We start from the raw sequence: 19891 nt of genomic DNA, 5'->3' as shown, positions 1-19891 counted from the left end.
TCTGATAAGTCGGCAAGCCTCCGCACACCGGCACGCCGCTGCTTTGAGTGAGGCAGGGATGCGGATAGACTGAGACAGAGCAGAAAAAAATGAGGTGTAAGATGCAGTATGATCTTGGCGCCCGGAGGCACATAGCCCTGACAGCAGCGATGCTTGCAGCCCTGGCGATGACCGATGCCCGCGTTGCAGCCAGCCCCTTGCCCACAGCCGATGGACCGCTTGTGGAGATTGCGGCATCTCAACCGCCGCAGGTGTCCTTGCGCCCAACGGCCCGCCCGGTGGCGCCATCGGGCGTGGCAGCTACCCCGTTGCGGCCGCGGATACGCCCGGAGCAACAGGCTCCTGCACCTGCGGAGCCCGGCGTCTCCCCAGCCAAGCAACGCGCCTTTGAGGGCTGGATCGCAGCGTTCCGCCCGCGCGCACGGGCCGAAGGTCTGTCGCAGGTCACTCTGGACCGGGCGCTCTCTGGTGTGGAATTCGATCCGAAGATCGTGCAGCGTGATGGCAATCAATCGGAGTTCGTAACCCCGATCTGGACTTATCTTGAGCGTGCGGTGTCCGACGCGCGCATTCAGAACGGGAAGGCTGCCCTGCGCGACCACGCGCAAACATTGGCCCGCATCGAAGCCAAATATGGCGTCGACAGAGAGGTTGTTGCTGCCGTCTGGGGCATGGAGAGCAACTACGGTACCTTCCGGGGGGAGCGCGATATCATTCGATCGCTGGCGACACTGGCCTTTGACGGGCGGCGCGGTGCGTTTTTCGAAAGCCAGCTGATTGCCGCCTTACAGATCCTTCAGGCGGGTGATGTGACGCCGGAGGCAATGACCGGCAGCTGGGCCGGGGCAATGGGGCACACGCAATTCATGCCGACTTCCTACTTGGCCTATGCGGTGGACTTCACCGGGGATGGCAAACGCGATATCTGGTCCGATGATCCTGCTGATGCGCTCGCGTCAACCGCCGCCTATCTGAAACGTTTCGGCTGGGTGAAAGACCAACCCTGGGGGCTGGAGGTGCGCCTGCCAACAGGGTTCAACTATGCGCTGGCGGATCGCAAAATCATCAAATCTGCACAGGCCTGGCGGCAGCTGGGGGTGACCAGCGCCGATGGCGGATCACTGCCGGATCACGGAAAGGGCGCACTGCTGCTGCCTGCCGGTGCGCAGGGGGTTGCCTTCATCGTCTATAGAAACTTCGCCGTGATTGAGCGGTATAATGCGGCGGATGCCTATGTGATTGGTGTGGGGCACCTGAGCGACCGGTTGCGTGGCACGGGACCGATCCGCGCCAGCTGGCCGCGGGACAGCCGTCCCCTGACGTATAAGGAACGGCGCGAGCTGCAGCAGCGGCTGACCGGAGCGGGCTATGGTACTGGCGGAGCGGACGGGCGGATCGGACCGAAGACCCGTGCCGCCCTGCGCGCTTATCAGCTGGCCATGGGGCTGACCCCGGACGGCTACCCGTCACTCTCGGTGCTCAACCGCCTGCGCTGATGGGGCTAGCTAAAGGCGGCTGCGGCAAAAGCAATGGCCAGACCCAACCCCAAACCGCAGAGACCTGGCAGCACCCAGCCTGTCTTGCCGGACCGGCGGCTGCGGTCACCGGTTTCATGAGTCTGGGCGATCAATGCCTGTTCCACAAGCGCGGGCAGGCGGGGACCAAATCGGGCCATCACCTTGGCCGTGCTCATCAAATCATTGACGACTGCCCGAGGACCGATGGATTTCTTGATGTAGTCCTCCACCACGGGGCGGGCCGAATCCCAGATATTGATATGGGGATCCAGTGACCGGGCCACACCTTCCACCACAACCATGGTACGTTGCAGCAGGATCAGTTCGGTCCGGGTTTCCATGCCAAAGCGCTCGGTCACTTCAAACAGGTAGTTCAGCAGTCGCCCCATAGAGATATGGGTGGCATCCATGCCAAAGATCGGTTCCCCCACAGCGCGCAGTGCACGGGCAAATTCATCGACATCGCGGTCGGCAGGCACATAGCCTGCCTCGAAATGCACCTCGGCGACGCGCTTGTAGTCTCGTTTGATGAAGCCAAAGAGAATCTCGGCGTAGACCCGGCGAGTGTATTCGTCGATATGGCCCATAATGCCGAAATCATAGGCGATGATATCACCGTTGGCCGCGACTTTCAGGTTGCCCTGATGCATATCGGCATGGAAATAGCCATCACGCAGGGCATGGCGCAAAAACAGCGACAGTACCCGTTCAGCCAAAACGGTTCGGTCATGGCCGGCCGCATCCAATGCAGCATTGTCGCCGAGTGGCAGCCCGTCGGCCCAGCCGAGTGTCATCACGCGACGGGCGGAGTGATTCCACAGGATTTGGGGCAGCTGAAAACCCTCGTCATCCTTGGTATTGGCGGCAAATTCGGATGCAGCGGCGCTTTCCAATCGCAGGTCCAGTTCGCCCTGCACAACGCCGTCGAAATGCTTGATCACATCCATCGGCTTAAGCCGCCGCGCGCCAGGGGCAAAGAGATCGGCAATCCGTGCTGCGAAATAGAAGGCATCCACATCCTTGCGGAAGGCGCGTTCAATGCCGGGGCGTAGCACTTTTACGGCAACCTCTTGGTCGGTGTCCCTCAGCCGTGCGCGATGCACCTGCGCAATAGACGCGGCGGCAATGGGTTCGCTGAACTCAGAATAGATCTGATCAACCGACTGTCCGAGTTCCTGTTCGACCTGTGTCATCGCCTCGGCGCGGGAAAATGGGGGCAGTTTGTCCTGTAGCACCCGCAACTGCACCGCGAGATCATCGCCAACCACATCGGGCCGGGTGGACAGAACCTGCCCAAATTTGATGTAGGCAGGCCCCAGCGCGGTCAGCGCGCGGGTGGCCGGTGGCATTGTCGGATCGCCCTTGTACCCCAGCCATTTGAATGGCCAGCCAAGAGTGCGGGCCAGAATGCGCAGGGGTTTGGGCGCCTCAAAGGCATCCAGCACCACGTTCATGGCGCCCGTGCGCTCGAATGTGGCGCCTGTGCGGATCAGGCGGATAATATTGTGGGGGCCACGCATGGTTCAGATCTTCCAGCCAGAGTGCAGCGCGGCAATGCCCAGCGACAGGTTGCGGTATTTGGCATTGGCAAAACCGGCCTCTCGCACCATTGACAGGAATGTGTCCTGATCCGGAAAATTACGTATTGATTCAACTAGATACTGATAGCTGTCATAATCATTCGCAATCATCTGCCCCATGCGGGGAATCACGTTGAAGGAATAGAGGTCATATGCTTTCTGCATGGCCGCGTTAGGCAGCTGGCTGAATTCCAAAACCATCAGGCGCCCTCCGGGTTTCAGAACACGGTAGGCCTCGTTCAGGGCTTCCTGAGGGCGGGTAACATTCCGAATGCCAAAGGAGATGGTGTAGACATCAAAGGTGTTGTCCTTGAACGGCAGCGCCATCGCGTCACCGGTGACCCAGTCCAGACTGTCGGCCATCTGTGCGGCCTCAGCCCGCTTGCGGCCCTCTTCCAGCATCGGGGCTGTCAAATCCAGTACGGTGGAATGGCCATAGCCAGCACGCTTCAGGAACCGGAACGAGATATCGCCGGTACCACCGGCCACATCCAGAAGGCGTTGACCCGGCCGCGGCGACAGCCAGTCCATCATCGCGTCTTTCCAGATCCGGTGGATGCCCATGCTCATGACGTCATTCATCACGTCGTATTTTGACGCGACTGAGTTGAATACGCCCTGCACGCGCCCTGCCTTTTCCGACTCGGGCACGGTTTCAAACCCGAAATGGGTGGTATCTTCAGATCTCTGGGTCATGCGGCTTGCCGTTTGTTATGAGTCGCCCCAGTTATAGGGCGCTGAGAGGGCGGTACAATGCGGCCCTTCGGCCCCATGTAGATGCAACGTGTCAGGAGGGATGTAATGCCAGAATTGCCCGAGGTCGAGACGGTGCGCCGCGGATTATCCCCCGCGATGGAGGGAGCGGTGATCAAAAAGGCTGCCGTTAACCGGCCCGATCTGCGCTGGCCCTTTCCCGAACGTATGGCCGAACGGCTGACCGGGCGTTGTGTCACCGCGCTCCGGCGGCGCTCCAAGTACATCTTGGCCGATCTGGACAGCGGCGAAACGCTGCTGGTGCATCTTGGCATGTCGGGGCGCATGACCGTCTCTGGTGACCCTCTGGGCCGGTTCGTTCATGACCATCCGAAGGCGCAGAAACACGATCATGTGGTGTTCGATATGGACAATGGCGCGCGCATCACCTTCAACGATCCGCGCCGGTTTGGCGCTATGGACCTGCTGGAAACGGCGACTGCTGATCAACATAAGCTTCTGGCGGTTCTCGGGCCGGAACCGCTGGGCAACAGCTTTCACGAAGAGCATCTGATCGCCGCCTTCAGCGGGCGCAACACGCCAGTGAAATCGGCGTTGCTGGATCAGGGAATCATCGCGGGCCTTGGCAATATCTATGTCTGCGAGGCGTTGTTTCGTGCGGGAATATCGCCCAAGCGTAAGGCCGGACAGATCGCCGCGCCACGGGTTGGCGCCCTGGTTCCGATCATCAAGGATGTGCTGACGGATGGCATTAAGGCGGGTGGCTCATCGCTGAAGGATTTCCGCCAAGCCGATGGAGAACTTGGATATTTCCAGCACAGCTTCGATGTCTATGGCCGTGAGGGAGAGGCCTGTCGACGGGCGGGCTGTGGTGGCACCGTGGGTCGGATTACCCAATCGGGGCGCTCTTCCTTCTACTGTGGCAAATGCCAAAGATAGCTTGAATGCGATGTGTCGCGTGATAATGACTCTTCCCTGAACGGAACAACCGAAAGCGACTATCATGGCCTATGAGACGATCAACGTCGAAGTGCAGGACCACGTTTGCCAAATTAAACTGAACCGGCCCGAAGCGTTGAACGCGCTCAATTCCGAGCTTTTGAGTGAGCTTTGCACCGCCTTGGAAGAGGCGGACGCCAGCGACAAGGTGCGCTGCATCATCCTGACCGGGTCGGAAAAGGCCTTCGCTGCAGGGGCCGATATCAAGGAGATGTCGGAAAAGAGCTTTACAGAAGTGTTTTCGACCAATCTGTTTGCGGGTGTGAATGACCGCGTCAGCGCGATCCGTAAGCCGATCATTGCAGCCGTGGCAGGCTACGCGCTGGGCGGCGGATGTGAGCTGGCGATGCTTTGTGATTTCATCATTGCCGCAGATACTGCCAAATTTGGCCAGCCTGAGATCAATCTTGGCGTGATTGCCGGCATCGGCGGTACCCAGCGCCTGACCCGCTTTGTCGGGAAGTCCAAGTCCATGGACATGAACCTGACCGGGCGCTTTATGACGGCTGAAGAGGCCGAGCGCGCTGGTTTGGTGTCTCGCGTGGTGCCCGCCAAGAAACTGTTGGATGAAGCCACTGCAGCGGCGCATAAAATTGCCGAGAAGTCCTTGCTGACAGCGATGGCGGTGAAGGAAACCGTGAATCGCAGCTATGAGTTGCCGTTGAGCGAAGGCCTGCTGTTCGAACGCCGCGTATTCCACTCGATGTTTGCCACCGAAGATCAGAAAGAGGGCATGGCCGCTTTCCTGGAAAAACGCGAAGCTCAATTCCGCGACAAGTAAGTCTATTCACAGACTGCGGTGACGCAATCTGTGGCACCTCTTTTCGAGATATGAAACGGGCAGGCGCTGGCGTCTGCCCGTTTCCAGTTGGGGCTGTGGCAGCGCGCTGGGACCGGGAAAGGGCGGGCAATCCCGACATGGCTTGCATTCCTCGGGGTTTGACGTTACTACCCGCCGCCATACATGCGCGTGCAGCCCGCTTGGCTAGAATCACACCGGTGGATCGGATCCGGGTTCGGCTGGCATTGCGCCTATTGAAAACACGAAACCAAAGTTAGGTCCTACACCATGGCAAATTCGCCTCAGGCAAAAAAGCGCGCCCGTCAGAACGAGAAACGCTTTGCTGTCAACAAAGCCCGTCGTTCGCGCATCCGTACCTTCCTGCGTAAAGCTGAAGAAGCTATCGCTTCCGGCGACAAAGAAGCAGCAGCAGAAGCTGTGCGCGCTGCTCAGCCCGAACTGATGCGTGGCGTGACCAAAGGCGTCTACCACAAGAACACTGCATCGCGGAAAATCTCCCGTCTGACCGCTCGCGTCAAAGCGCTGGGCTGAAACGGGACGTTCCAGGGGGCCTGCTGATTCCATTGCACCCACGCTGAGCGCTCCTCCGACAAGCCGTAAAAAACAGAAAGGCGTCGCGTTCAGCGGCGCCTTTTGCATTTTGGTCACAGCGAGTGGCGCCTCGGTGGGCGCAGGGGATTCTTTGTGACCAATCCCTGAGTCAACATCATAGTTTCGTTGCTGCGACCCCCTCCGAATTGCTACCACTGTTACAGCGATTCACTCGCTGGGGGACAGGCTGCTCAAGGCATCCTTGATGGGACTCAAGGACGCTGATTGCGCTGGTACACAGGCATTTCAATGCTCCGTGCACCGCGCTCCTGCTGTGTTTCTGGATCAATCCAGACGGCAGGCCTGTTCCAATTGTGTATGTATTTGGTTCGTCTATTCGACCGTCGCAAATTTGCTCGCCGGTTGATGTAAAAGCGATCCCAATTTTTGCCTTCTGCGAGGCAGTGCTGCTCCGGTTACGGGTCAGTACACACATCCGCTGTGCGTGAACGTCGTCTGGGCTTTGGGCCAGGCTGGGGATGAAACAAGAGGCCAAATAAGGGCCGATGCTATTGGGACGCGTGAGGCGCAGAATGACGGAAGATAACTGGGGCCGGTTGAGACAGCGTTTGTTGAAAACCGTGGGGCAAAATAACTTTACAACTTGGATCGAACCTCTGGAGTTTACCTGCGTGGAGAATGGCGTTGCCATTTTCAACGTGCCGACAAACTTCATGGGGAATTATGTCAGCCAGAACTTCGCTGACCTGATCCTGCACGAACTGAACATGTCGGGTGAACCGGTGCAGCGGCTGGCCTTTAGGGTCGCAGCCAATACAGCTGCACGTCCGACCGCTGTTGACGCCGCAGGTGCTGCTGATGACCTGCCGCTTGATCTGGATGATGAGGCGCTGACCGATCTGCCACGCGCCCGCACTGCCACAGGTCACGCTGCCGCGCCGAAGGATCAGGGCGAGACATTGCAGGCGGCACCGCTGGATCCGCGTTTCACCTTCGATAGCTTTGTTGTGGGCAAGCCCAACGAGCTTGCGCATGCTGCCGCGCGCCGCGTGGCTGAGGGTGGTCCGGTGACCTTTAACCCGCTGGTGCTATATGGGGGCGTGGGTCTGGGTAAAACCCACTTGATGCACGCGATTGCCTGGGAACTGACCGCCCGCAATCCGGAGTTGAATGTGCTCTACCTGTCGGCAGAGCAGTTCATGTATCGCTTCGTGCAGGCGCTGCGCGAACGTAAGATGATGGACTTCAAACATCTGTTCCGTTCGGTCGATGTGCTGATGGTGGACGATGTGCAGTTCATCGCCGGCAAGGACAGCACGCAGGAAGAATTCTTCCACACCTTCAATGCGCTGGTGGACCAGAACAAGCAGATCATCATTTCCGCCGACCGCGCTCCGGGGGAGATCAAGGATCTGGAAGACCGTGTTCGTTCACGCCTGCAATGTGGTCTGGTGGTCGATCTGCACCCGACGGACTATGAACTGCGTCTGGGCATCCTGCAGTCCAAAGTGGCACAGCAGATGCAGACCTACCCGGATCTGCGGATTGCTGATGGCGTGCTGGAATTCCTGGCGCACCGCATTTCAACCAACGTTCGCGTTCTCGAAGGTGCGCTGACACGCCTGTTTGCTTTCGCATCGCTTGTGGGTCGTGAGATCGACATGGAACTGACTCAGGATTGTCTGGCGGATGTTCTGCGCGCGTCTGAGCGTAAGATCACCGTCGAAGAGATCCAGCGCAAGGTGTCCGAGTATTACAACATTCGTATGTCAGATATCATTGGCCCCAAGCGGCTGCGGTCTTATGCGCGTCCGCGTCAGGTGGCTATGTATCTGTGCAAGCAACTGACCAGCCGCAGCCTGCCGGAAATCGGCCGCCGCTTTGGCGGGCGTGACCACACCACCGTGATGCACGGTGTGCGTCGCATCGAAGAGCTGAAGACAATCGACGGCCAGATCGCCGAAGATGTCGAAATGCTGCGCCGCTCTCTGGAGGCCTGACATCTTTCGGCGTTTGCCGCAGATTTTGCGCTGACGCCCCGTCGGCTTGCGTCCCCAAAAGTCCCGCATGACCCCGGCCAGTCCGGGGTCTTTTGCCCTCTGGGCGCAGGAGATCGCGGGATGACGCAAATCGGGTGGCTGCGGGCAAACCATGCCGGAGAGCCACGTTTACCGGGGATAAATCGGGCAAGGGGGCATCCGCCCTTGACGCTGCGGACAATCCCTTGGACAAATCCATAAAAAGCCTTGTGCCGAAGGGGTAAAGCGTTACGTTGCTTCTCCCGGCCAGACGTTAGAGGACTTAGGGACATGAAGATCAGCATCGAACGCGGCACCCTGTTGAAAGCTGTGGCTCAGGCCCAGTCAGTGGTTGAACGCCGCAACACCATTCCGATCCTGGCAAATGTGCTGATTGAGGCCGAAGGGGACATCGTTCAGTTCCGCGCCACCGATCTGGATATCGAGGTGGTCGACAAGGCCCCGGCTCAGGTCGAACGCGCTGGCGCCACCACCGTCGCCGCCACCACGTTGCATGAGATTGTGCGTAAACTGCCGGATGGTGCCCTGGTTACCCTGACTGCAGATGCCGCCAGCGGCCGTCTGACGGTTGAGGCAGGTCGCTCTAACTTCTCGCTGGCCACCCTGCCGCGTGAAGATTTCCCGGTGATGGCCTCATCCGAATATCACTCCAACTTCTCCGCCAATGCAGCCGTCCTGCAGCGGTTGTTCGACAAGTCGAAGTTCGCCATTTCCACCGAGGAGACACGCTACTATTTGAACGGTGTCTATATGCACGTCGCTGATGGTGTCGAAGGCGGCAAGGCGCTGCGCTGTGTGGCCACCGATGGCCACCGGCTGGCGCGAATTGATGCCAACCTGCCGATGGGCGCCGAGGATATGCCCGGTGTGATCGTGCCGCGCAAAACCGTCGGCGAGTTGCGTAAGCTGTTGGATGACGATGAGATGGACATTGCTGTTTCGGTTTCGGAGACCAAAGTGCGCTTTGCGACACCGAATATCACGCTGACCTCCAAGGTCATTGATGGCACCTTCCCTGATTACACGCGGGTCATCCCGGCGGGCAATACCCGCCGTCTGGAAGTGGACGCCTCTGAATTTGCCCGCGCTGTGGACCGGGTCGCAACCGTGTCCTCAGAACGCTCTCGTGCGGTGAAACTGCAATTGGATGAGGACCGGCTGATCCTTTCTGTCAACGCGCCTGACAGCGGTGCGGCTGAGGAGGAACTGGCGGTGGCTTATCGTGACGAGCGGCTGGAGATCGGTTTCAACGCAAAATATCTGCTCGAGATCGCCAATCAGGTTGATCGTGAAAACGCGGTGTTCATGTTCAATTCATCCGGTGATCCAACCCTGATGCGGGAAGGCAGTGACGAAAGCGCGGTTTATGTCGTCATGCCCATGCGGGTGTGATCTGCTGGGCGGCGCGGTTGCCCCTCTTGGCGGTTGAGCTGTCCGCCGGGCGGGGGAATTTGAGTATTTTTGGAAAGATGACACTGGATCCCGCCTCATGCTGGCGTTGACCACGCTGACATTGTCGCATTTCCGCTCGCATTTGCGGGCGGATTTGCATTTGGATGGGCGTCCTGTCGCCATCCATGGCGCCAATGGTGCGGGTAAGACCAATATTCTTGAGGCGGTCTCGCTGTTTTCACCAGGGCGCGGTCTGCGTCGTGCCAGCGCTGCTGATATGGCGCGCCGCCCCGAGGCTCTTGGTTGGAAGCTGAAGGGACAGCTGACCGTCGCGCGGCAAAGCTATGAAGTGGAAACCTGGTCGGAAGCGGGCAAGGCACGGCAGGTCAAGATCGACAACAAAGCCGCCAGCCAGATTGATCTGGGGCAGATTTGCCGCGTGGTCTGGTTGATCCCTGCGATGGATCGGCTGTGGATCGAGGCGGCCGAGGGGCGGCGGCGGTTTCTCGACCGCATCGTGTTGAGTTTTGATCCCGGTCATGCCGAGGCGACATTGCTCTATGAGAAGGCCATGCGGGAGCGCAATCGCCTGCTGAAGGAACAGATCCGCGATGCTGGCTGGTACCGGGTGCTGGAAACGCAGATGGCTGAAAGCGGCCATCGCATCCACGCGGCGCGCACTGCTGCGGTGGACCGCCTGCGCATGGCGCAGGAGGCTGCCGAAACGGCCTTTCCCGCTGCTGAGCTGGAACTGATCCAATCCGACGGCGGGCTTCCGGACACTGCAGCAGATCTGCAGGAAGCCTTTGAGGAGGGCCGGTTTCGTGATTTGGCGGCCGGGCGTACCCTGCTGGGTCCGCATCGTACAGATCTGCTGGGCACCTATGCGGCCAAAGGTGTGCCCGCGCGCGATTGTTCCACCGGTGAACAGAAGGCGCTATTGGTTTCGCTGATCCTGGCCAATGCGCGAGCGTTGATCGCAGAAGGCGGCGCGCCGCCGATTCTGCTGCTGGACGAAGTTTCGGCGCATCTGGATGTGTTCCGCAGGGCTGCGCTCTATCAGGAGATTGTGACGCTGGGGGCGCAGGCCTGGATGACGGGCACCGGCCCCGAACTGTTCGATGAATTTGAAGGCAGGGCGCAGATGTTCACCGTTGAGGACGGGGCCACAGGTTCCGAGGTGGTGGCGGGATGAGCGTGTCTGCTTGGGATCTGACCCTTTATGCAGGTGGGCTGTTTGTGTTGTTCCTGACGCCGGGGCCAGTCTGGCTTGCGGTGATGGCGCGGGCGATGTCGGGTGGCTTTCCTGCGGCATGGCCGCTGGCCTTGGGCGTGGCTTGTGGCGATATCCTCTGGCCGTTGGTTGCAGTGGCGGGCGTGTCCTGGATCGTATCGGAGATCGCCGGCCTGATGGAGGTGCTGCGCTGGGTCGCCAGCGCGATGTTCCTGTTCATGGGTGGCATGTTGCTGCGTCACGCCGATGCCCGGATTGAGGCCAATAGCGCGCTGACCCGTCCGGGATTATGGGCCGGGTTTGTCGCCGGTATCGCGGTCATTCTGGGCAATCCGAAGGCGATTCTGTTCTACATGGGGGTACTACCGGGTTTTTTTGATCTGACGGCTGTCACCCATCTCGATATCCTCGCTATTGTGGTGTTGTCCTTCCTGGTGCCTCTGGTGGGGAATCTGTGCATGGCCGGTCTGGTCCACCGGGTGCGCTGGCACATCACGTCCCCGGCCACACTGCGCCGGATCAATATCGTGTCGGGGTGTTTGCTGATCGGGGTTGGGTGCCTGATCCCCTTCGTTTGAGGTCTGCACTGGTCCTATGTCCCAGACGATAGTACCAGCCACGGGCTGAGATACGTCAGAAGATCCTCGCGGAAGCTGCCGGAGGTATCATGTGCAGCGCAGAATGACAGGGCCAATATATGGTTCAGGAATGCCTGAATGCCCTCGGCCAGCACGTCCGCCGGCTGATCCTGACGCAGCGCGCCGGTGTTCTGCAGCTGTGTGACCCAACCGGACCAGAGAGAGATCTGGCGGAAAAAGCTCTGTGTAATGACCACATCAGTTTCGGTACCTGTGGTGCCTGAATAGCGCAGCAACAGATCGAAAATCACCCGATCCTGCGCCACGAACTGCACTACGGGCAGCAGTCGATCAATCAGCTCATCCAGTGTCTGAGGTGCGGGCAAGGCCTCGGTATCATCCAAAATCGCCATGATCCGGGGGCCGATCACCGCAGCAAGAAGGCCGTTTTTATCGCCAAAATGCGAAAACAACGTGCCCTTTGCGACGCCGGCTTCTGCAACCACATCTTCCACTCTCAAACCGCTGTAGCCCGATGCGGCGATCTGCGCGGCAGCCACCTCCAGAAGGCGGGCACGGGTTTCCAGTCGACGTTGCTGAGGAGCGCGGGACATGATGACCTCTCACATATGTGACCGTGGTCAATTTAATTATTGACCACGGTCATTTTCTAAATAAATTGACCTCAGTCAGTTTTAAGATTCGGAGGTCCCCATGTCCACGCGAAAAATCATCATCCTCAATGGTCACCCAGCACCCAGCTCGCTGTCCCAGTCGCTTTGCCAAACGTATCAAAAAGCAGCCGAGGCGGGGGGTCATCAGGTGCGCTACCATGATCTGTCGACCATGCAATTTGATATCGACTACGGGCAGGCAGGGTATCAGAACGTAAAACCGCTGGAGCCGGATCTTGCGGATTTTCTAACCGATCTGGAGTGGGCTGATCACGTTGTGATGGCAACGCCCATGTGGTGGGGCGCGATACCGGCCAAGCTGAAAGGCGTCTTTGATCGTGCGCTCTTGCCGGGCCGCGCATTTGACACGCGGAACACCAATGTCATGGGGTTGCCCGCGCCGATGCTCACCGGAAAAACGGCACGAGTACTGCTGACTTCTGACACGCCCGCGCTCTGGCTGCGGCTGATCTACGGCAATGCGATCAAGCGGATTATCAGCAGCCAGATCCTGGGATTTGTCGGGATAAAACCGACGCGGTTCTCGTCTTTTGCACCGGCGACAGATGCTGCGGAAAAGACTGTCCTTTCCTGGCAGCGCAAGGTTGCTGACCTGGGGGCGAGAGCGGCCTGATTCCACCAAGAAAAAAAGGGGCTTGCGCGTGACATTCCCGGCCAGACTTCGTATAAAATCCTGAAGCAAAGACAGGAAGATGTGAATGTCCGGAAACGAGCAGGCCCCCGCAGAATATGGCGCGGATTCCATCAAGGTTCTCAAAGGCTTGGAGGCGGTTCGCAAACGCCCTGGCATGTATATCGGGGACACCGACGATGGGTCGGGGCTGCACCATATGGTGTATGAGGTTGTCGACAATGGCATCGACGAGGCCCTGGCCGGTCACGCGGACCGGGTGGTCGTGAAAATTCACGCTGATTCCAGCGTCTCGGTGAATGACAACGGACGCGGGATTCCGGTTGGAATTCATGAAGAAGAAGGTGTCTCAGCAGCTGAGGTCATCATGACCCAGCTGCATGCGGGCGGTAAGTTCGATAGCAACTCTTACAAGGTTTCCGGTGGTCTGCACGGCGTGGGTGTGTCCGTTGTAAATGCGCTGTCAGATTGGCTGGAACTGCGCATCTGGCGTGATGGCAAGGAGCATGTCGCGCGATTTGAACGTGGCGATACGGCCGAACACCTGAAGGTTGTTGGCGACTGTGGCGATCAGACCGGCACCGAGGTGCGCTTTCTCGCCTCCACCGATACGTTCTCCAACCTCGAATATTTATTCGAGACGCTGGAAAAACGCCTGCGTGAGCTGGCGTTCCTGAACTCAGGCGTGCGGATCATCCTGATTGACGAGCGCCCGGCCGAACGGCTGGAGGTGGAGCTGTTCTACGAAGGCGGCGTCAAGGAATTCGTCAAATATCTTGATCGGTCGAAGTCGCCCGTGATGGAGGCGCCGATCTATATCACCGGTGACAGGGATGAGATCGGGGTTGAGGTGGCGATGTGGTGGAACGACAGCTATCATGAAACCGTGCTGCCCTTTACCAATAATATCCCGCAGCGGGATGGTGGCACCCATGTTGCTGGCTTTCGTGGTGCGCTGACCCGTACCATCAACAATTATGCGCAATCTTCCGGCATCGCCAAGAAGGAGAAGGTTTCCTTTACCGGGGATGACGCCCGTGAGGGGCTGACCTGCGTATTGTCTGTCAAGGTGCCCGATCCGAAATTCTCCAGCCAGACCAAGGACAAACTGGTCTCCTCCGAGGTGCGACCGGTGGTCGAAAGCCTGGTCAACGAAAAGCTGGCAGAATGGTTTGAGGAAAACCCAAACCAGGCCAAGCAGATCGTCGGCAAGATTATCGAAGCCGCTCTCGCGCGGGAGGCTGCCCGCAAGGCGCGCGAGCTGACCCGACGCAAGACGGCGATGGATGTGAACTATCTGGCAGGCAAACTGAAAGACTGCTCGGAGAAAGATCCATCCAAGACCGAAGTCTTCCTGGTGGAGGGGGACTCCGCCGGCGGATCCGCCCAGACGGGCCGCGACCGGATGACCCAAGCGATCCTGCCTCTGCGTGGTAAAATTCTGAACGTGGAGCGTGCGCGGTTTGACCGGATGCTCGGCAGTCAGGAAATCGGCAACCTGGTGATGGCACTTGGCACCGGCATTGGTCGGGATGAGTTCAACATCGATAAGCTGCGCTACCACAAGATTGTCATCATGACTGATGCTGACGTCGACGGCGCGCATATCCGAACCCTCTTGCTCACGTTCTTCTATCGCCAGATGCCGGAGCTGATCGAAGGCGGGTATCTCTATATCGCGCAGCCGCCTCTGTATAAGGTGTCGCGCGGCAAATCGGAGGTTTACCTCAAGGATCAGGCCGCTCTTGATGAATATCTGATCAACCAGGGCGTTGACGGAGCGGTGCTGAAACTGGGCAGCGGCGAGGAACTGGTCGGCCAGGATCTTGCCCGTGTTGTTGATGAGGCGCGTCAGCTCAAGCGTGTTCTGGACGCCTTCCCCACCCATTACCCGCGCCATATTCTGGAGCAGGCCGCAGTAGCGGGTGCCTTTGTGCCCGGCGCCGTCGATGCCGATCTGCAGGGCGTTGCTGATAAGGTGGCGCAGCGTCTGGATCTGATTGCGTTGGAATATGAACGCGGTTGGCGTGGGCGCATCACTCAGGATCACGGCATTCGCCTGTCGCGGATCCTGCGTGGGGTGGAGGAGCTGCGCACCTTGGACGGTCCGATGCTGCGCTCCGGAGAGGCCCGGAAAACTGGCAGCTTTACCAACAGCTTACAGGAAACCTATGGGGCTACCGCAACCTTGGTGCGGCGCGACCGCAGCCAGGCGATTCACGGCCCTCTTGGCCTGTTGAAAGCCATCCTCGAAGAGGGCGAAAAAGGTCTGGCGCTCCAGCGTTACAAAGGTCTGGGCGAGATGAACCCCGACCAGCTGTGGGAGACCACGCTGGACCCTGATGCGCGTACCCTGTTGCAGGTCCGTGTCGAAGACATGGTTGAGGCGGATGATCTGTTCACCAAACTGATGGGCGATGTTGTCGAGCCTCGCCGTGAGTTCATCCAGAAAAACGCACTGAGCGTCGAGAACCTGGATTTCTGATATCAATCGCGGGCAGCAAGTTCCGGCTGCCCGCGATGGTTCACTCGGGCTGGTGATGGCGCTGAGGCACAGGACGACGCTATCCTGTGCCGGCTTATGCCACGCTGCGATTTGACCTGCATGTAACTCGCCTCATGATTGCGTCTCGTGCAAATGGTGACCCGCGCGGCGGGGCTGTGTACAGCCGAGATGATCGACATGCGTACGCCGAATTCCTTGGTTCTGTATATCGAGGGAACCCCCGGTTGGCCTCTCAACATGGGCTTTCCCACAGCAAATCCTGTAGCGATTTACCATTCTGCCGCAGAATGTTGACGCAGAATCGCTCAAACGTTAAGAATCGGTTAATAAAACGCGGCTCGACCGCGATTTTCGGAGCAGCCGGGGGGTAATGTGGGCCGATGTTGAGCGTTAAAAAAGACAGTGAAACCCGAACAGAGGTCGCTGGTACCGGTGATCGTCCGGTGCGCTCGGTCCAGATTGATGGTGTTATCTCCTCAAGCAACAGTACGCTGCGCTCGCCTCAGGCGGGAAAATCCCGCGCCAAGGCAAATATTGCGGCGGTGGCCTCCGTTGCGCAGGATCGGACTGACATCAATCCGGATATCGATAAGGGGGCTGCCGGGTCCTTCAAAGCCGCAGACGGGAAGACTGGCGGGCGTAAGCCTGCTCTCGGCCGTCCCTTGGCCCGGGTGTCGCCGATCATGAAACTGGGGGCTGCGGCTGCGGTCCTGGGGTTCTTTGCCGTGGGTCTTGCAGTGCTACAGTTCGGACCTGATGAGACCGCCGATACAGCTGGTGATCAGCCGCGTGTGGCACGGTTGCTGACGCCTCAGGCGCTGGCGGGGTTGGATCCAAGTGCCACCCCCAGCGAGCGGGCCGCGGCTGAGGAACTGCTAACGGCTGCGGTCGAAACCGCCGCCCCGCTCAGCGCCGAAGATGCCATGGTTGCGCAGATGACCGCAGGAACGCTGGCGGCGCTGCGGCGTGGCAGCGCTGCGACACCATCTGCGGAAGAAGTCCAGCCCGCCACCCCGGCGTCGCAGGCCCATACCGCGCTGTATAGTCTGGTGTTGCGGGCCGTGGGGCAGGGACAATCGCCTGCCTATATCGACCAAATGGTAAATGATGCCTATCGCAGCGAGACCATCACCGTACCTGGGGCGCTGATCGGAGCGGATGGGCGCGTCGATACCGCAACCATTCTGGCGCTGTTCGTCGGGCAGTAACACCAGCTCCGGGCCGTTTCTGCTGCGCGCCCCCATGCTCTCGGTCGATGCGCGGTAGGCCGCCAAGAGACAAGTCTTCCAACCATCCTAAGACAGAAGAGGCGGCGCCGATAATCGGCGCGAGGCGCCCGAGTTAAACCCAAGAGGGACATTATGAGAAAACACCTGATCGCGGCGCTTTGTTGCGTTACCGGCCTATTTGCCACGCCCTTGGCCGCAGAGACCTGCGGCGGCACATATAAGGTGCGCCCCGGGGACAGCCTGTCACTGATCGCTGACCGGCTCTACAAGGATGTGGGCATGTGGAGTGCCATCCACAGCCGCAACATCGACGCGATTGGCCCGCGCCCGGATGCGATCCGCGTCGGCATGGAACTGACCATGGCCTGCCTGAATGGTCTGCCGACAGGGCTGCCCGGCGGTAAGGCCGTTGCGGATGCGCAACCGGTGGTCGCGGCACCGGTCAAGGTGCAGCCTGGTACCGCCGCCGTGCGCAGCAAGATCAACCTGCTGACCGGTGATGACTATGCGCCCTTCACCTCCAAGACCGCCCATAATGGCGGGCTGATCACCGAGGTGGTGAATGCAGCGATGACCGATGCCGCCCCGGCGCAGGGCTTTGCCATCCACTGGGTGGACGACTGGGCCTCCCATTTTGATCCGCTGTTATCGAACGCGCTGCTGGATCTGGGTTTCCCTTGGTATCGTCCGGATTGCGACACCATGCCGGAGAGCTATCGCTGCGTGAACTTTCTGTTCTCGGACCCGATGTTTGAGACGCTGATGCTGCTGTTCGTGGATAAGTCACGCCCCTTCACCTTTGAGAGTGACGCCGACATCGAGGGTAAGACCCTCTGCCGTCCGGCTGGCTATCTGACCTTCGATCTAGATGGTTACGGTCGCCGCTGGATGGAGGAGAAAAAGATCACCCTGAAGCAGCCGCATAAGGTTGCCGATTGTTTCGAGATGGTCGCCAAAGGCGAGGCGGATGCCGTCGCGATCAATGAATTCACCGGGCGCAGCGTGATGAAAGAAAACGATCTGCTTGATCAGTTTGAGGTGCTGCCGTTGCCGCTTTCGGTGCTGGGTATCCATGTCGTGGTGCATAAAACCCATCCACAGGCCGATGAAATGCTGGCCATGATCAATACGGGTCTGCGCAACATCCGTGAGAATGGTCGTTATCAGGCCATTATCGAGGATCACATGGCCAGGATCTGGGCCGGCTTCTGAGGGAGGGCGCCATGCTGAAACATCTCGCAACGGCAGCCATTGCGTTGCTGCTGGCCATCGGCGTCGCACCACGCGCGGCGCAAGCCATCTGCAATGTCGATTACCGGGTTCAACCCGGCGACACGCTCTTCTCGATCGCCGAAACCCATTATGGTGACCGTAGCCGCTGGACACTGATCTACTATAGCAACCAGCATGTGCTGGAGGGGCCGAGCGTTATTCCCGGTAAAACGCTGCACATCCCCTGCGCACAGCAGGCCACTGCCCCCGATGCCACGCCGCTGCGCAAGGATGATGCGGAGATGAAGTTGCTGACCGGCGGTGGCTTTGCCCCATTTACCGATCAGGCCTTGCCCGGTCAGGGGATGGTGACCGAACTGGTCAATGCCGCGCTGGAACTGACTCCCGCGCCTGTATCCTATTCGATCACCTGGGAGCAGGATTGGTCAAAACATCTGTTCCCGATGCTGGATGAGAAGCAGTTCGACATGGGGTTTCCCTGGATGAAGCCGGATTGTGCATCAAACCCAACAGATGAACGCTGCGTGAACTTCCATTTCTCGGAGCCGCTGATGACCATCCCGATCATGGTCTTCGTGCGGGCAGATGCGGCCTTCGCCTTTAACAGCGACACCGATATGCTGGGCAAGACTCTGTGCCGTCCTGAAGGGTACTACACCCATGACCTTGATCGCGGAGATCGCCGCTGGTTGAGCGAGGGCAAGCTGACGCTGGTTCAGGCAGCCGACCCCGGCGCCTGCTTCCGCAAGCTGATGGCGCGGGAGGTGGATGCGGTCTCACTGAACCTCTTTCTCGGCGCGAATACACTTATCTCCGAAGGGTTGCGTGATCAGGTGCTTCCTCTTGAACGCCCGCTCTCCGAAGAGGGCCTGCACGTGGTGATTTCCAAACGCCACTGGCGCGGCACCTCGCATCTCTATCGCATCAACGCAGGCCTGAAGGCGCTCAAGGCCGATGGCCGGTTTCAGGAAATCGTGTCGCGTCATCTGGAATTGTTCTGGGCCCAGCTCCAGTAATACCGGAAGATCCGCGCCTTGACGGGCAGGGTCTCCCGCCAGAACCGAACCTTTGGTCCTATTCTGTTGGGCCAGACGCCGCGCCCCTTCCAAGGGCGCGGCGTTTGCAGTCCGACGGCACGGCGCATTCTAATACAGCGGGGGTGGCAGTCTTTGTTGCGCGCCTTTCGCCGCTCTCGCCCATCTTCTTATATGTAGAGAGAGTTGGCTAAGACATATCTGGGGCCATGGCCATTGGCTTCACCACGCAGCCTCACCCGGTTTTTTGCTGGTTTTTTTGGATTGTGACTCGTTTTGGATTTGGGTTGGTCTGTGGATATGTTGTGCGAGTCTGTGGGTAAGTGTGATTTGGGTGTCTTTGCGGGGGAGTTCTGGCGGTGATGGGGTGGATTTCGGGTCAGAGGTGCTGACTTTTTTGCGGCTTAAGCCATTGATTTAATTGGATTATATGTTTTTCTCTCGGGAAACTTCGTTTTTCTGTCATTTTGGTGTTGCGGCTTTGTGTAACTCGCCTTAGAACCCCCTTCACCGGCGGCGCTGAGGCGCTACTGAGACACACCGGACGGTGCGGCGGGGACGCTGGATTGGATGGGAAACACGGCGGAGAGACGCTGGGACGGGCTGGAGAGACGGTCGGACGCATCGGAAAGACGGTGGCATTTATGAGGGTTTGATCGGCGGGCGCGTCATGAGATTGGCGCATCTGTTGGTTATTGTCTCTGGATGTATGCTCTTTGACATTGATGATATCTGAAGAGATATGTGGGCGGTTTGGTTCATTCGATGGATCAACCTCTTCATATCAACGCTTTTAGCAAGGCCTTTCGCTCTAGTTGCGGGTTGGTTGCGCGATAATAAAGTGTCAGCTTCACTGTTTGTCGGCTTTCTGTACCTTTGGTACTGAAGCACGAGAAACAGAGAATGTTGGATGTTCGTTTCGAGTTCCTAGCCGGGTTCGAAGCCGTGCTGTTTGAGGCCCGTCCTCAAGTAGCGTTAGCGGTAGGACATTCAAAGATGTGCAGAGGTTCGAACGTCAAGGATAAGCATGTAAGTGCTTTTCAACTTGAGAGTTTGATCCTGGCTCAGAACGAACGCTGGCGGCAGGCCTAACACATGCAAGTCGAGCGCACTCTTCGGAGTGAGCGGCGGACGGGTTAGTAACGCGTGGGAACGT

At 58.9% G+C, this 19891-nt stretch carries 16 protein-coding genes; 13 read left to right on the top strand and 3 right to left on the bottom strand.

The genetic code is table 11. From position 1 onward, the window contains the following. The first annotated feature begins 101 nt into the window (after positions 1 to 101). Positions 102 to 1496: a lytic murein transglycosylase gene (locus tag INHI_RS0115840; RefSeq protein ID WP_027248259.1), complete on the top strand. Its 1395-nt coding sequence runs from the start codon at positions 102 to 104 to the stop codon at positions 1494 to 1496. 5 nt (positions 1497 to 1501) lie between these two features. On the opposite strand, the gene ubiB is transcribed toward INHI_RS0115840, so the two are convergent. Both ubiB and ubiE read right to left on the bottom strand, forming a co-directional pair. Next, on the bottom strand, positions 1502 to 3037 hold the full coding sequence (ubiB, locus tag INHI_RS0115835) for a 2-polyprenylphenol 6-hydroxylase (protein ID WP_027248258.1): 1536 nt from the start codon (positions 3035 to 3037) through the stop codon (positions 1502 to 1504). Between the two features lie 3 nt (positions 3038 to 3040). Next, positions 3041 to 3793 carry a bifunctional demethylmenaquinone methyltransferase/2-methoxy-6-polyprenyl-1,4-benzoquinol methylase UbiE gene (gene ubiE / locus INHI_RS0115830; protein ID WP_014876527.1) on the bottom strand — a complete coding sequence of 251 codons (753 nt, stop codon included), beginning with the start codon at positions 3791 to 3793 and terminating at the stop codon, positions 3041 to 3043. Between the two features lie 105 nt (positions 3794 to 3898). On the opposite strand from ubiE, the gene mutM reads away from it, so the two are divergent. From mutM to INHI_RS0115795, 7 genes are all read left to right on the top strand, one after another. Continuing rightward, a complete protein-coding gene (mutM, locus tag INHI_RS0115825; protein WP_027248257.1) occupies positions 3899 to 4750 on the top strand; it encodes a bifunctional DNA-formamidopyrimidine glycosylase/DNA-(apurinic or apyrimidinic site) lyase in 852 nt (283 codons plus the stop codon). 64 nt (positions 4751 to 4814) lie between these two features. Further along, positions 4815 to 5591, top strand: coding sequence for an acryloyl-CoA hydratase (acuK, locus tag INHI_RS0115820; protein WP_014876529.1), 777 nt, complete (start codon positions 4815 to 4817; stop codon positions 5589 to 5591). A 288-nt stretch (positions 5592 to 5879) separates the two neighbouring features. Beyond that, positions 5880 to 6143: a 30S ribosomal protein S20 gene (rpsT, locus tag INHI_RS0115815; RefSeq protein ID WP_014876530.1), complete on the top strand. Its 264-nt coding sequence runs from the start codon at positions 5880 to 5882 to the stop codon at positions 6141 to 6143. A gap of 593 nt (positions 6144 to 6736) precedes the next feature. Then, positions 6737 to 8164, top strand: a complete 1428-nt coding sequence (dnaA, locus tag INHI_RS0115810; RefSeq protein WP_014873159.1) for a chromosomal replication initiator protein DnaA — start codon at positions 6737 to 6739, stop codon at positions 8162 to 8164. Between the two features lie 309 nt (positions 8165 to 8473). After that, complete coding sequence (gene dnaN / locus INHI_RS0115805; protein ID WP_014878810.1) at positions 8474 to 9595, top strand: DNA polymerase III subunit beta; 1122 nt, start codon at positions 8474 to 8476, stop codon at positions 9593 to 9595. A 97-nt stretch (positions 9596 to 9692) separates the two neighbouring features. Further along, positions 9693 to 10790 (top strand): DNA replication/repair protein RecF, encoded by a 1098-nt coding sequence (gene recF, locus INHI_RS0115800; RefSeq protein ID WP_027248256.1) that lies wholly within the window; start codon positions 9693 to 9695, stop codon positions 10788 to 10790. Then, positions 10787 to 11407 carry a LysE family translocator gene (locus tag INHI_RS0115795; protein WP_027248255.1) on the top strand — a complete coding sequence of 207 codons (621 nt, stop codon included), beginning with the start codon at positions 10787 to 10789 and terminating at the stop codon, positions 11405 to 11407. Before recF ends, INHI_RS0115795 begins: the two co-directional genes overlap by 4 nt. A 14-nt stretch (positions 11408 to 11421) precedes the next feature. Here INHI_RS0115795 and INHI_RS0115790 read toward each other — a convergent pair whose 3' ends face one another. After that, positions 11422 to 12021 (bottom strand): TetR/AcrR family transcriptional regulator, encoded by a 600-nt coding sequence (locus INHI_RS0115790; RefSeq protein WP_027248254.1) that lies wholly within the window; start codon positions 12019 to 12021, stop codon positions 11422 to 11424. Between the two features lie 100 nt (positions 12022 to 12121). On the opposite strand from INHI_RS0115790, the gene INHI_RS0115785 reads away from it, so the two are divergent. From INHI_RS0115785 to INHI_RS0115765, 5 genes are all read left to right on the top strand, one after another. Continuing rightward, entirely contained in the window at positions 12122 to 12715 is a 594-nt protein-coding gene (locus tag INHI_RS0115785; protein WP_014873164.1) for an NAD(P)H-dependent oxidoreductase, read from the top strand. Between the two features lie 85 nt (positions 12716 to 12800). Then, positions 12801 to 15218 carry a DNA topoisomerase (ATP-hydrolyzing) subunit B gene (gene gyrB / locus INHI_RS0115780; RefSeq protein WP_014873165.1) on the top strand — a complete coding sequence of 806 codons (2418 nt, stop codon included), beginning with the start codon at positions 12801 to 12803 and terminating at the stop codon, positions 15216 to 15218. 401 nt (positions 15219 to 15619) lie between these two features. Then, a complete protein-coding gene (locus INHI_RS0115775; protein WP_027248253.1) occupies positions 15620 to 16447 on the top strand; it encodes a hypothetical protein in 828 nt (275 codons plus the stop codon). A 153-nt stretch (positions 16448 to 16600) separates the two neighbouring features. Further along, entirely contained in the window at positions 16601 to 17680 is a 1080-nt protein-coding gene (locus INHI_RS0115770; RefSeq protein ID WP_027248252.1) for a transporter substrate-binding domain-containing protein, read from the top strand. An 11-nt stretch (positions 17681 to 17691) separates the two neighbouring features. Continuing rightward, on the top strand, positions 17692 to 18717 hold the full coding sequence (locus INHI_RS0115765) for a transporter substrate-binding domain-containing protein (RefSeq protein WP_014878817.1): 1026 nt from the start codon (positions 17692 to 17694) through the stop codon (positions 18715 to 18717). The last annotated feature ends 1174 nt before the right edge of the window (positions 18718 to 19891 follow it).

Origin of the sequence: Phaeobacter inhibens DSM 16374 (genome assembly GCF_000473105.1) — a bacterium.
GTDB classification, from domain to species: domain Bacteria; phylum Pseudomonadota; class Alphaproteobacteria; order Rhodobacterales; family Rhodobacteraceae; genus Phaeobacter; species Phaeobacter inhibens.
Note: the sequence above shows the minus strand (reverse complement) of the source record. Positions and strands in the feature narration are given on the sequence as shown.